Here is a 13,224-nt window from a genome sequence, read left to right on the forward strand (position 1 = left end):
CGTGTGATCGACATTGATATTCTTTTTTATGATGATGTTGTTCTGGAGACTCCATCCCTTATCCTTCCGCATCCGCAAGTTCCTTACCGCCGTTTTGTGCTCGAACCGATGAACGAAATTGCTCCGAATTTTGTTCATCCTGTGCTGAAGAAAACGATTTCCAAACTGCTGCTTGATTGTAAAGACGTGTCCATCGTTCGGAAATTGTAGTGTGGTGAGGGCGACTGAAGCTGTGAAAAATGAAAGTTGTGTTTGGAATGTGGTGCGGACGACTCGTCCGCAAAAGCAAAAGTCTGTGCACTATCGTAACAGGCGGGCGAGTCGCCCGCACCACACTGCAGTACCGTGGTAAACTATGCCCTTTATGTTCAAGAAATTCGATTTACTGGCGCCGATTGTGGAGAATATTTGTCTCGGCGGAAAGTACTACAGAATTAGAGTTGAGGCCCCTCAAATCGCAAAGATAGCGCGACCCGGACAGTTTTGCATGATTCGCCCGCAGTACAGCGGCGAGTCTCTTTTGCGAAGACCATTTTCCATCGCTGCCGTGCGGGACGGCGAGTTGTTGGAGTTTGCGTATACAGCAATTGGCGTGGGAACCAGATTGATTTCGCAGTCGTTACCGGGCCAGCATCTACTTTGTCTTGGACCACTCGGGAATTCGTTTCCCGTCGTTGAGGGAAGTCGGGCACTGGTGGTGGGAGGCGGAATCGGGATAGCCCCCTTTCCTTTTTTTAACCGAGTGCTGAATCAGCATCGCATTTTCCCGAACACCTACTACGGAGCCAGGAGCGCTGAGGAACTAATTTATATCGAGGAATTAAATCAGCTCAGTCACATACTGAAAATTGCAACGGACAATGGATCGGCAGGCCATCATGGTTTTGTAACGCAGCTTCTGGAAAAAGATCTGGACGAATCCCCCAGCGACAGCGTGATTTACGCCTGCGGCCCTGGTCCTATGATGCGCGTCGTTAAAAGTATCGCTGAAAGATATGGCGTTCCAGCCTATCTTTCCATGGAAGAGACCATGGGATGCGGTGTTGGAATCTGTATCGGATGTCCGATCCCTGGAGTCACTCCGGATGGCCAGACCACATATTACCTGTGTTGCAAAGACGGTCCGATTTTCCCTTCAACGGTGGTAATGATATGAATCCCGATCTTTCCGTTCGTCTTGGCAGTCTGACGCTAAAAAATCCGATCATGACGGCGAGTGGATGCTTTGGATATGGCCTGGAGCTGATTGATTTGCTGGATTTGAATCAATTGGGCGGGATCGTTTCAAAGAGCTTAACGCTGCACAAGAGGATGGGCACTCCACCGCACAGAATTTTTGAAACTGCTTCCGGCATGTTGAATGCGATTGGAATTGAAAACATTGGCGTCGAAGCTTACCTGAATGAAAAACTACCTCATCTTTCGCGCTACGATATCGCGATCGTGGCCAACGTGATGGGGAACACATTGGAAGAGTATGCTGCAACGGCAGCGCGATTCCGGGGGGTCCGGAGAATCAACGCGATTGAGGTAAACATTTCCTCTCCTAACACGAAGAAGGGAGGAATGCATTTTGGAGTCGATCCTGAGTTGACCTATCAGGTGATTCGCGCTGTAAAGGATGCGACTGACCGACCCGTGATTGCCAAGCTCAGTCCGAATGTAACCGACATTGTACAAATTGCCAAACGAGCCGTGGATGGGGGTGCGGACATGCTGTCGTTGATTAATACGCTCTGGTCTCTGGCGATCGATCACTGGAACGGGAAACCGATCCTGGGAAATGTAACGGGCGGTTTGTCAGGACCTGCGATCAAACCGGTGGCGCTGCGAATGGTGCATCAGGTTTCGCGCGCGTTGCCAGTTCCGGTAATTGGAATGGGTGGGATTGCGAATCTTTTTGATGTGATTGAATTCATGATGGCTGGCGCGTCGGCGGTCCAAATCGGCACTGCGAACTTCTATGATCCGACGGTTTCTGTTCGGCTCGTTCGAGAGTTGCGAGATTATTGTTCCATGAGAAAGATTGATAGGATCAGTAGTTTGATCGGAGCGTTGCAATCCTCATGAAAAATCGAGACAAGGTGATCGTAGCTCTGGATCTGGATAATGCAGAAAGCGCCTTGCATCTGGCAGAATCGGTCGCAACCGTGTTTCCATTTTTCAAGATTGGAATGAAATTATTTACCAGAGAGGGGCCGGATTTTGTCAGAGAAGTGTTAGAACATGGTCAAGTCTTTTTGGACTTGAAGTTTTACGATATTCCGACAATTGTGGCCGAGGCTGTTTCGAATGCCGGTCAGCTTGGTGTTTCTCTATTAACAGTGCACGCTTCCGGTGGTTCTGCGATGCTAAGACAATGCATGGAGAAATTGGAATCTTCGAATGCATCCTGCCGTTTGCTGGCGGTTACTGTTTTGACCAGCTTTGATTCGCTGGAGGAGTTCGGAATCGAACATTCGATCCCAGATCACGTGCAACGGCTTGCCCATCTTGCTCACTCTTCCGGCGTGCATGGCCTCGTGTGTTCTCCGCAGGAACTTGTCTCTTTACGCGCGAAATACTCCACTCCTTTTCTTCTAGTGACTCCCGGTATTCGAAGCGCATCCGATTTTGCAGGGGACCAAAAGCGGACCGCTTCCGCGTCTGAAGCGCTAAAGGCGGGCGCTGATTATCTTGTGATCGGACGCCCGATCATTGCGGCGGCTGATCCTGTAAAAGCTGCGGAAAAGATTGCTGAGGAAATCAGCTAGTAGCAAAGTAGCTATGCTACTTTATACGATATGAGATGTGCATTGTTTCTGCCGCTTTTCGGCTTAGCCACAGTCATACTGGGGTTGCTTTCCAGCATTGCTGCGTTATTTGACAGATCCGGGCGAACCTCGCATCATTTTGCGCGGTACTGGTCCCGGTTCATTTTCTGGGGCGTAGGCATTCGTGTTCACGTCATCGGCGCTGAAAACATTCCCAAAGATCATGCTGTGATTTTTGCGGGAAATCACCAGAGTACAATCGACATTCCTGCCATGTTCGGCTATCTGCCGGCGCAATTTCGTATCATGGCCAAGCAGATACTCTTTACGATCCCTTTCCTGGGATGGCATTTGTATCTTGCGGGAAACATACCGATCGACCGCAAGAATACAAAGAAAGCCCAGCGCGGTCTGCTGAAGGCAGCTTCAGGAATCCGCAGGAATGTTTCGTTGTTTGTTTTCGTAGAAGGCACACGAACAAGGGATGGACTTCTGCGCAAATTCAAGCGCGGAAGTTTCACGCTCGCGAAAAAATTGAATGTACCCATCGTTCCAGTTGCGATTATGGGAACTTTTGAGCTGATGCCTGCGGGAAGCATTCTGGCCAGGCCCGGTGATATTTATCTCAAGATTATGCCCATGATTGATGTCTCGCAGGAAGCAAAAATCGAAGATCTGTCTACGGCGGTCCGGAAACATTTGCTGGATGCAGGCTTGCGCGATTCTGAAGTGAAAACATCATGAGTCTTTTTGAGACTTACTGGCGCGAAAAGCAAAAACAGATCGAGGGCCGCTTGCAAGAGCTGATTCCCGGGGAAGACGTTGAACCAAAAAAACTGCATCAGAGTGTTCGTTATTCATTGTTCGCGGACGCGAAGCGAATCCGGCCGGTCTTTGCCATGGCAGTGGCTTCCATTTTCAAGGTAGATGAAGAAGAGTTGCTGGATGCGGCATGTACTCTGGAGCTGGTTCATACCTGTTCTTTAATACTGGATGATCTGCCCAGCATGGATGGAGCTACATTACGGAGAGGCAAAGCGGCCAATCATCTCGTTTTTGGAGAAGATACGGCCATTCTCGCTGCGCTCTATCTTCTAAACCGGGCGTATGGGATTCTTGCAAACTATAAGCAATCCTTATTCAGCCCAACTTTATCGGCGCAATTTGTTTCTATTCTTTCGCGCTCCATCAGCTCCGAAGGATTGATTGGTGGTCAGATTGTGGATCTGGCCTCCAAGGATTTGCGAATCGATCTGGAAACTTTGGAATTCATACACAGTCACAAAACAGGAGCACTTTTCATTGCCTGTGCTGAAATGGGAACTTCTTTTGCGAAAGCGCGAGAGGTGGAACGGCACGCAGTTCTAAATTTTGCAAAAAATCTTGGTCTCGCTTTCCAGATAACGGACGATATTCTGGATGCTACTTCCGATCCTTCTGTGATTGGGAAAGACACGGGAAAGGATACGGGTAAAACTACTTTTATCAGTTTTTGCGGTTTAGAGGGCGCGCGGCAGCTTGCGAACGAATTGATCGATACCGCTGAGCAGTCTATTCGTCCCTTGAAAGCGAGAGGCGAACTGTTGTTTCACTTTGCAGAATTCGTTCGGCAGCGGTCGCGCTGACACTGCCGGGGATCGCCACTTGCTTGAGCCGTATCTCGAAAGTACTGCCTTTATCCGGATGACTGTGTGCTGCAATGACTCCACCGTGCGCTTCTACGATCGCGCGTACAAGGCTCAAACCTAAACCGATCCCCTTTTTATTGCGGCTCTGAGTGCTTCGATAGAGACGGTCCCAGATTCGTGGGAGTTCTTCTTCTGATATTCCAATTCCGGTGTCCTGAACCAGGATGACAACCTCACCTTCTTTATCCTGGTAAGATTTCAAATGGATCTCTCCGCCCGGCTTGTTGTACTTCACTGCGTTGTCCAACAGATTTGCGAGAACTTGCCGGAGTCTGTGCCTGTCGGCCGTAAGATGAAGGTCCGGCTGGCACAGCTTTGTGATTCGAAGACCCTGATCCTCCGCGACGTACTGGTACAGATCAACGGTATCCTCAAACAACTCTGAAACACTCACATTTTCGATATTCAATTTCATGGAACCGGTTTCCGCTTCTGAAATGTCCATCAACGTGTTTAGCATTGCCAGGATGCGATCCGATTCTTCCATGCAATCCAGCAAAGCTTCGCGATACCGTTCTTTGCTGGCATCTGATTCCACGGCCGTTTCAGCAATTGCGCGAAGCCTTGTAATTGGCGTACGCAAATCATGTGCAACGTTGTCCAGCGAATTTTTCATTCCTTCAATGAGGTTTTCGATTTTGGAAAGCATTTCATTGAAAAGCATCGCGAGTTCATTCAGTTCATCCTGAGTGCGGCCTATCGGAACCCGTCTCCCGATTTTTCCTGCCTGAACCGCTTTGACTGTATTGATTAGCGTCCGTAGCGGTTGAAGACTTCGAAACGCAAGAACAGCTCCCACCACGAGAATCAACGGGACCATGACAAGGACTGTGATGAAATGAAAACGCGCAAGCAAATCTTGTCTATGTTCCGAGGTCTTTCCCACTTGCAACAAAACGCCATCAGGCATGCGCGCCGTTGCTATGTCCAGTACTTCGGTTGGCTCAAGAATCTTCAGCTCATCTTGTTGCCTGACTTCCGGAATCGTGATCCAGCCGTTGGCTGACGCGACAGCTTTATCGATTTCATTCAGGTCATAGTCTTCAAAAGAATTTGGATCGCTTGAAAGCAAAATATTCTTATTTGCTCCCACCACGCGAATGAAAAAGAGTTCATTCTGCTTTTCTAGTTCTTCCCGAACTGCATCCAATCCTTCCTTTTGATACATGGTTGTAAGCGCGTTGAGTTCAGATTCAACGCTGTTTCGATCCTGTTGGATCAGAGAAGAGGAGAGGAAAAAATGGACCAGCAAAAATAGAGCGAAGCCGCTCAAAACCAGGAGACTGGAATACCAGAACCAAATGCGGAAACTGATCTTCTTCCGGGCTTCGTTAATGTTTTTTAAGAACATATCCAACGCCTCTGATTGTATGAATCAACTTCACCGGAAAATCTTTATCCACCTTGTTTCGAAGGCGGCAAACAAGGACATCGACAACATTGGTCTGAGGATCGAAACTGTAATTCCAGACGTGTTCCAGGATCATTGTTTTGGAAACGACGCGTCCGGCAGACCTCATGAGGTATTCCAGCAGCGCAAATTCACGAGGTTGCAAATCAAGGACCTGCTCTCCTCTCAGTACTTCGCGAGTGAGAAGATTCATGCTGAGATCGTCCACTGTGAGCTGATAAGTTTCCTGAGAAATGTTGCCGCTACGGCGGATCAAGGCCTGCACCCGCGCCAGGAGTTCTGAGAAGGCGAAAGGTTTTACCAGATAATCATCGCCTCCGGATTGCAATCCTCTGACGCGGTCGTCCACCGATCTCTTTGCGCTCAGGATGATCACCGGCGTGCTCATTTTCTTTTCCCGCATCCTTTGCACCAACGTCAAGCCGTCCAGCTTCGGCAACATGATGTCCACAATTGCAGCATCATAAGGAAAACTCAATGCCAGTTGCAGTCCCTCTTCACCGTTCGACGCGTTATCAACGGCCATGCCGGATTGTTCCAATCCTTTGGTGATAAAGGATGCGATGGTGTCATCGTCTTCAATTACCAGAACTCGCATGCCGGATTTCAGTACTGGTATTAAACACCATCCGGTCCCAATTTCGCTACGGAAAGTTTGCCCTGGGCCAGTTCGTAACACGTTACCTATCCGCATCTACCGTACTCGCATTTGCATCAAAGCTGATCAACTCCGCTGTGCCATCTTTGATCAGGCCGATTCCACGGGCATAAAACTTAATCGAGACGTGACCCGGTTCGAGAGGAGACGTCTCTTTCGTTTTCAGCAAATCGGTGAAATGGCCAGAAGGAGTCGTAATGGCAGCATCCAATCTTGTAATTTCTGCTCTATCCAGAGCCACTCCTTGCGCGGTTTCTTGAAAATATCTTGCTCCGAGGAGCAGCGTACCCGGCATGATGATACCGGGCCGCGCTCCATTCACACCGGCCAGCCAGGAACCGTCATGGCTGACAACTTCTCCATTATCGTAAATATCCACATCTTCGCCAAAATAGAAGACGCTGTTTGTCTTTTTGCAGATTGCGAAATAGTTTCTGGAAATTTCCACTAATTCGCCGTCGACCGTTTCGCGTTCCTTCACAACTCTTGTCTCAACACCATTCACGATTTTTATTTTATCCTGCACCGTTACTACGACGCGCACAAGTTCTCCTTCATCGTCTCCTTCCAGGACAATCTGATGTCCGGGCAACAGAATGAAATACGGATTCCGTCCCGTTGATGTAAATTTACAGCTCTCCTCAAAAAACTGATTCGTAAACTCCGGAGAATGAGCGGTTGCTGTCGTTACAGTCAACAAAAACAGGAAAAGGAATTTTTTGGGTCGAATTTTCATCTTGCGTTTCTCCTTTCGTACTTTCCGATGATAATCGGAGACAATTACAGAACTCTTGACGGATCATTACATTTTTGAAAGGGAAGCTCCGGTTGTGTAGGATTAGGTTGTGATTTACACGATCGGACATTCCACGCGATCCGAAAGAGAATTCCTTGGAATGTTGCATCACCATTCCATCTCCATGTTGATCGATATCCGTACGATTCCACGTTCCCGGTGGAATCCTCAATTTGACAAAACAACGCTGCAAAATTCTGTGACGGAAGCAGGAATGGAATATCTTCACATTCCGGAACTCGGCGGGCTGAGAAAGCCGTCCGCCGAGAGTGTCAATCTTGCCTGGAAGAATCCGGGTTTTCGAGGTTATGCGGATTATATGCAGACAGCGGCCTTCGAAGAAGCATTGTTGAAAGTAATCGATTTCGGTTGGAAAGAAAGAATCGCTTTGATGTGTGCCGAAGCATACTACGCGAAATGCCACCGCATGCTTGTTTCTGATGCATTAGTGGCCCGGGGTGTGGAAGTATTGCATATTGTGAATGCAAATCAGGTCAAATCGCACACCCTTTCCTCTTTTGCGCGTCTGGAAGGGAAAAAAGTAACATATCCGCTGGATCAGTCTAAGCTTGAATTTTAGTTGAACGCATACTTTGCATCATGAATCACACAACGACGTGTCACGGCCCACAGCAGGAATTTGAGTGTTACAAAACTCTAGCTCATGCTTCAGGCATTCGAGGGCCGATGCTAGCAGAATGAAGTGCCGAAAGGACGAGAGCGGAAGTCAGCACAGCCAGCATTACGATTTGCTCGGCCAGGCTTGCGCCTGTGATGCGTCCGGCGATACCGGCGAAACAGAGCATGAACAGGTTGGTACCGATGCATACAGCGCGCAATCCGAAAGCCCCAAGGCCGTATCGGCGATTCAGGAAGTTCAAGACTCCGGCGAGGGCGAGAGCAATACCCGCACCAAAGAACCAGACCTTGCTGATGGCGCTAGAGGAGAGCCGGAAGGTCGTTGCCATGTGGAGTATACCAAGAGCTAGAATCGCGGCGGCAACTAACGCGTAAAGAATCTTCATCGAATGGATTCTACACGAATTTTCTGGAGGCGGTTAACTATCCAAATCCGTATGCTGAATGTTGGTAAAAAAACTTGCCTGCGGTGTTTCACCATCCGCGAGCTTCGCAGAATCAATCGATTTCCTGAAATAAGACCACCATGGTGATTACCGCCGGCCACTCTTTGTTTGACAATCGTAAAATTCACGCAAAGCCGTTGCAGCTTTGCCACGCTTGTGGTCTATCCTAAACATCAAAAAAAAGCTCAAAATTCTGCGGGTTCATTTGCGGCAAGCCATTCACTTTTCCAAATGACTCCAAAGCTGCGCAAACTTTTACCACCATGGAATGTGAGCCGACAAGCAGCCGGCATGACTGAGTGAGGCCGAGGCGCCGTCCGCTGCATCTACTTGTTTGCCGGCATGGCTACACTGTGGGCTCTTTGGGCAGGGGCTTACTGAAGGCTCGCAAAAGCGAAATGTATCCGATAACCAGAACACTAAAGCGGAGGCGATCGGCGAATACCCACTGATCCGCCATAGCTTTTATTTCTTCTGGACTGTGAGAACCCCCGGCCTGAAAAAATAGAACTTCATTAATGGGGTAAATGTAGACGATCGTGTAAATAATACCGGAGGTCATGCAAAGCGCGCTGACCAGTAAGTGAAGCCGATGAAATCTGAAGGGCCAAGCTGCTGCCAGTGCGCTGAAAATTGGAACGACGCGCACCGCCATCCATGGCGGACCGAAAAAGTGAAAGATGGTTCGTTCAAAATCGGTCTCTTTTAAAAAGGATTGTAGAGATTCGGCAGATACGCTCCAAAGAGGGACGATCACAAGCATGTTAAACAACGTTCCCCCAACCCAGATCGAGAAACCTAGAACCGCCACCAGAGAAAGAATCTAGTAATCCGTTCTCTTGTCATTGATGTATGTACCCATGCCGGCGAACGCCAAGTAGACTTACGAAAGAAGGTATTTTTCTGGCCTCGTTCGGAGTATAGATGGAAACGAGCGGTAAGGGCAAATGCCTCGTAATGTTGAATGGTTGGCCGCAATTTGCACGGTGAGCATCCCTTCTTGAATTCCCGTTGCGCAGGAATTACAATCACTCCGAACTTTGAAGGGGGATGACTATGCTACCTGTTGATCAGCATATCTTTGAGTTTCGAAAGCAATTTTTCAAACTGGCCGGCGGCGCGTTTCGCGTTTACGATACCAACCAGCGACTCTTGCTCTTCAGCGAGCAAAAAGCCTTTAAGATCCGCGAAGACATTCGCGTCTATTCGGACGAAGCAAAGACTAATCAGGTGCTTGCGATTCGAACTCAACAGATTATTGACATATCACCAACCTTCGATGTTCTAGAAACACCTTCCGGCGAGAAAGCCGGCTCAATCAAGCGAAAGGGATTGAAGTCGATCCTCAGAGACGAATGGGAAATCTACGATCCCAATGGTCTGTTGATCGGAAAAGTGGAGGAAGATTCCACGGCGTTAGCGATTTTGCGGCGTTTCTTAACGAATTTGATTCCGCAGAAATATCATTTTGTGGTGGCTGGCCAGGAAGTGGGCACTTTTCAGCAGCAATTCAATCCGTTCCTTTACCGTGCAACGATGGATCTTACTAAAGATACAGGGAGGCGCCTGGACCGCCGTCTTGCGCTTGCCGCAGGAATTCTGCTTCTGGCAATTGAAGGTAGACAGGACTAGTCCTCCGGCATGCCTGCGATTGAAGTCGAAAAGCTGAGTAAAGACTACCTGGACAAAGCCAGGGGAGTCGTTCACGCGGTGACCGATCTTTCGCTCTCCTGTGAATACGGCGAAATTGTTGGATTGCTCGGTCCGAACGGCGCGGGTAAAACGACGACCTTGCGTGTTCTTGCCACAGTACTTGCACCCACTGCAGGGCAAGCTCGGGTTTCCGGTTTTGATGTTACTCGAGACTCATTGGAGGTGCGAAAGAAACTGGGGTTCCTGACCGGTGGCACTGGTCTCTACGGCCGTTTAACTCCGCGCGAAGTGCTCCGCTTCTTTGGAAGACTTCATGAGATGCCGGAAGAATCCATCCGCGCGAGAACGGAGAAATTGTTTGAACTCTTCGACATGAAATCCTTCCAGAACAGCCATTGCGACAAACTCTCCACCGGGCAGAAACAACGCGTCAATCTTGCCCGAACACTACTCCATGATCCTCCCGTCATCATTCTGGACGAACCCACGGCAGGACTCGACATTATCAGCAGCAAAACGATCCTCGATTTCATCCGTTCTGCAAAGCAGGAAGGAAAGTGCATTCTCTTTTCCACTCACTACATGACGGAAGCCGAAATCCTTTGCGACCGCGTTGCGATTATTCATGACGGCGCAATTCTGGAATTCGATACGCTGGACGGTTTGAAATCCAAAACAGGAAAACAAACTCTCGTGGATGTTTTCTTTTCCCTGGTTGAACAACATGAGATTCAACAAAATCAATAGCATTTTCAGGAAAGAAGTTCTCGATACTCTGCGGGATCGTCGAACGCTTTTCACAATGATCATCATTCCGTTATTGCTTTATCCGGGTTTAATGCTTTTCGTAAATTCGCTTGCCACGAGCCAGCAGGTCAAGATGGAGCAAAAGACGGTCAGGATTGCGCTTGTCCATATTCCTGAAGAATCCAATCTGATGCGCCGGATCAAAGCGGAGCAAAGGATTGAAATCGTACGGAGCCGGAATCCATCGGAAGATGTAAGGGCGGGGGAAATCGATTTTGTTTTGCAAGCGCCGGCCGATTTTTTAGATTTGGTCGAAAATGATAAAACGGCAAAAATCAAGCTTTTGTATGACCGGTCGAACGATGAAGCAGCAACGAACCTGGATCGCGTCCGGCTGATCGTAGAAAATTTTGCGAAGGAGATGCTGGCTCAACGTCTTGAAAGGCAGGACCTCAGCCATGAGTTTGTCAGACCTGTCCAGATTGAAGAAGTGAACGTCGCGACCAAGCGGCGCATGGGTGGCTTTGTAATCAGCCGGTTCCTGCCGATGCTCATGGTCTTCATGATTCTGGTGGGCGCTCTTTACCCGTCCATCGATATGACCGCGGGAGAAAAAGAGAGAGGAACACTGGAAACGATCCTGACAAGCCCGGCCACAAAAAGCGAAATTGTTCTGGGAAAATTTTTGACCGTCAGCCTGATCGCCTTGATTACAGGGCTTTTGAATCTCGGAAGCATGATGGCAACCTTTGCGTTTGGAATTTTCAGCGGGTTGACCGAAGCGATCCAAATCAAAATTCCAATCAGCTACATGTTCATCATGTTTCTTTGCATGATTCCGCTGGCAATCTTTTTTAGCGGCATCATGATGGCAATTGCTTCTTTTGCGCGCTCTTTTAAGGAGGCGCAAAATCTCGTGACTCCGTTTTACCTTGTGGCAACATTGCCTGCGATGATTTCCTCTATACCCGGCATCCGGCTGGAGGGATTTTGGTTGACGATGCCGATCGCAAATGTCGTATTGCTCTTTAAAGAATTGATGCTGGGAATACTCAGCTGGCAGCATATATTCATCGTTTTCTTCTCGATCACGTTTCTTGCTTCTGTTGCGATCTTTAGCGCTATCAAACTTTTTGGACGAGAAGAAGTGTTGTTTGGAGATGCATCATCTTTTGGCCTTTCCTTCAAACGATCCAACATCCTCCCGAAGAGGATCCCCGATTCATCGGAAGCATTGTTCTTTTCTATGATTTCTCTCGCAATATTGATTTATGTGGGAATCCCCCTTCAAATGCGGGACCTTATTTCCGGATTAATCATCACCGAGATTGCGATTTTCTTAACGCTTCCGGTTGCCTTTGCGATTTATCTGAAAGTGAATTTGAAAGAGACATTCCGTTTACGAATTCCGTCGGTTCGTTCCCTCCTGGTCACTCTTTTCTTGTTTGCCGGGATTTCTCTCTGCATGGGAACACTTCTCTATGTTCAAAATCGTCTCTTCCCATTCCCGAAGGAGATGATGGATTTTCTGGAACAAATGATGGGGAAGTTATATTCTCGTCCTTTCTGGCAGGTCCTTGCTTTGCTTGCATTGCTGCCGGCTGTTTGTGAAGAAACAACGTTTCGGGGAGTGATTCTTTCCGGATTGCTCAGCCGGAAGAAACCGTGGGTTGCAATGCTTATTACCGCTCTCTTCTTTGGTATTTTCCATTTGAGTTTGCACCGTTTTCCCGGCGTCTTTCTGATCGGCCTCGCGGCCTGTTTCGTGGTCTGGATCTCCGGCTCCATTTTTACCGGAATCCTGCTCCATGCCCTGAGCAATGGATTCGTCAGTTTTCTTGCCATTTATCCGCAGTACGATTTTCTGGGAATTGAAAAGTTGCAACCTTCTGTCTGGTTATTTCCCGGTCTGACGTTGATCGGACTTGGAATATTTTTAGGGCTCAAGGGAGGTAAACAAAGTAGCGCGGGCGTCTCGCCTGCGGAAGCCTAGCGCGGACGAGACGTCCACGTTACTTCGTTTACAAGCCCGGAATGAACGCCGGGACCTTTTTCCTGTACTCAAGATAGTCCTTTCCCATTTCCTGGACCAGACTCCTTTCTTCAAAAACGGTTCCCAGTAATGCATATGCGGTGAAGAACAAATTGAACAACAGTCTGCTTGCGGTGAGAGATTCATGAGACCAGAGCGCCACAATGAGCAACGATGTAATCGGATGCCGGACAATCCCGTAAGCTCCAGTTATCTCCAGCTTTCCTTGCGGTAAGGGAAGCCCTTTCCATGCTGCATAACCTTGAAATAAACCGAACATCTGCGAGTGATTGAGTGCGATCGTGCAAACAATGATTAAAGTCAGAGCGGCATAGAAAAGAATATTGAAGACCCAGGGCGCGAGGTCGCTATACAGTAATGGTCCGAAATTCTTCCAATTC

Annotated in this window: 16 protein-coding genes; 10 read left to right on the forward strand and 6 right to left on the reverse strand. The window is 48.5% G+C overall.

The genetic code is table 11. From position 1 onward, the window contains the following. The 6 genes from L0156_15525 to L0156_15550 all read left to right on the forward strand — a co-directional run. Window positions 1-210, forward strand: a 210-nt coding sequence (locus L0156_15525) for a 2-amino-4-hydroxy-6-hydroxymethyldihydropteridine diphosphokinase (GenBank protein ID MCI0604405.1), incomplete at its 5' end; no start/stop codon positions are given. A gap of 145 nt (window positions 211-355) precedes the next feature. Further along, window positions 356-1,156: a dihydroorotate dehydrogenase electron transfer subunit gene (locus L0156_15530; protein MCI0604406.1), complete on the forward strand. Its 801-nt coding sequence runs from the start codon at window positions 356-358 to the stop codon at window positions 1,154-1,156. After that, window positions 1,153-2,070 (forward strand): dihydroorotate dehydrogenase, encoded by a 918-nt coding sequence (locus tag L0156_15535; GenBank protein MCI0604407.1) that lies wholly within the window; start codon window positions 1,153-1,155, stop codon window positions 2,068-2,070. The genes L0156_15530 and L0156_15535 overlap by 4 nt, the downstream gene beginning before the upstream one ends. Further along, a complete protein-coding gene (pyrF, locus tag L0156_15540) occupies window positions 2,067-2,753 on the forward strand; it encodes an orotidine-5'-phosphate decarboxylase (protein MCI0604408.1) in 687 nt (228 codons plus the stop codon). Before L0156_15535 ends, pyrF begins: the two co-directional genes overlap by 4 nt. Window positions 2,754-2,783: 30 nt before the next feature. Beyond that, on the forward strand, window positions 2,784-3,497 hold the full coding sequence (locus tag L0156_15545; GenBank protein ID MCI0604409.1) for a 1-acyl-sn-glycerol-3-phosphate acyltransferase: 714 nt from the start codon (window positions 2,784-2,786) through the stop codon (window positions 3,495-3,497). Continuing rightward, complete coding sequence (locus L0156_15550) at window positions 3,494-4,378, forward strand: polyprenyl synthetase family protein (GenBank protein MCI0604410.1); 885 nt, start codon at window positions 3,494-3,496, stop codon at window positions 4,376-4,378. The genes L0156_15545 and L0156_15550 overlap by 4 nt, the downstream gene beginning before the upstream one ends. Here the strand turns inward: L0156_15550 and L0156_15555 are convergent. From L0156_15555 to L0156_15565, 3 genes are all read right to left on the reverse strand, one after another. Then, window positions 4,305-5,792 (reverse strand): ATP-binding protein, encoded by a 1,488-nt coding sequence (locus tag L0156_15555; GenBank protein ID MCI0604411.1) that lies wholly within the window; start codon window positions 5,790-5,792, stop codon window positions 4,305-4,307. The genes L0156_15550 and L0156_15555 overlap by 74 nt on opposite strands. Next, window positions 5,773-6,450 carry a response regulator transcription factor gene (locus L0156_15560; GenBank protein MCI0604412.1) on the reverse strand — a complete coding sequence of 226 codons (678 nt, stop codon included), beginning with the start codon at window positions 6,448-6,450 and terminating at the stop codon, window positions 5,773-5,775. Before L0156_15560 ends, L0156_15555 begins: the two co-directional genes overlap by 20 nt. Before the next feature lie 82 nt (window positions 6,451-6,532). Beyond that, window positions 6,533-7,246 carry a hypothetical protein gene (locus tag L0156_15565; protein MCI0604413.1) on the reverse strand — a complete coding sequence of 238 codons (714 nt, stop codon included), beginning with the start codon at window positions 7,244-7,246 and terminating at the stop codon, window positions 6,533-6,535. A 109-nt stretch (window positions 7,247-7,355) separates the two neighbouring features. On the opposite strand from L0156_15565, the gene L0156_15570 reads away from it, so the two are divergent. Continuing rightward, on the forward strand, window positions 7,356-7,886 hold the full coding sequence (locus L0156_15570) for a DUF488 domain-containing protein (protein ID MCI0604414.1): 531 nt from the start codon (window positions 7,356-7,358) through the stop codon (window positions 7,884-7,886). A gap of 82 nt (window positions 7,887-7,968) precedes the next feature. Here L0156_15570 and L0156_15575 read toward each other — a convergent pair whose 3' ends face one another. Further along, entirely contained in the window at window positions 7,969-8,331 is a 363-nt protein-coding gene (locus L0156_15575) for a hypothetical protein (GenBank protein ID MCI0604415.1), read from the reverse strand. A 406-nt stretch (window positions 8,332-8,737) separates the two neighbouring features. Then, window positions 8,738-9,202, reverse strand: coding sequence for a DUF1772 domain-containing protein (locus tag L0156_15580; protein ID MCI0604416.1), 465 nt, complete (start codon window positions 9,200-9,202; stop codon window positions 8,738-8,740). Window positions 9,203-9,447: 245 nt separating this feature from the next. Here L0156_15580 and L0156_15585 point away from each other — a divergent pair, with 245 nt between their 5' ends. From L0156_15585 to L0156_15595, 3 genes are read left to right on the forward strand one after another with little or no spacing between them, the layout of a single operon-like run. Beyond that, window positions 9,448-10,023: a hypothetical protein gene (locus L0156_15585; GenBank protein MCI0604417.1), complete on the forward strand. Its 576-nt coding sequence runs from the start codon at window positions 9,448-9,450 to the stop codon at window positions 10,021-10,023. Between the two features lie 9 nt (window positions 10,024-10,032). After that, window positions 10,033-10,791: an ATP-binding cassette domain-containing protein gene (locus L0156_15590; protein ID MCI0604418.1), complete on the forward strand. Its 759-nt coding sequence runs from the start codon at window positions 10,033-10,035 to the stop codon at window positions 10,789-10,791. Continuing rightward, window positions 10,769-12,784 carry a CPBP family intramembrane metalloprotease gene (locus tag L0156_15595; GenBank protein ID MCI0604419.1) on the forward strand — a complete coding sequence of 672 codons (2,016 nt, stop codon included), beginning with the start codon at window positions 10,769-10,771 and terminating at the stop codon, window positions 12,782-12,784. The genes L0156_15590 and L0156_15595 overlap by 23 nt, the downstream gene beginning before the upstream one ends. A 28-nt stretch (window positions 12,785-12,812) precedes the next feature. On the opposite strand, the gene L0156_15600 is transcribed toward L0156_15595, so the two are convergent. After that, on the reverse strand, window positions 12,813-13,224 hold a 412-nt coding region (locus L0156_15600; GenBank protein MCI0604420.1), incomplete at its 5' end, for a hypothetical protein.

The sequence above is a fragment of the bacterium genome, assembly GCA_022616075.1.
Taxonomy (GTDB): Bacteria; Acidobacteriota; HRBIN11; order JAKEFK01; family JAKEFK01; genus JAKEFK01.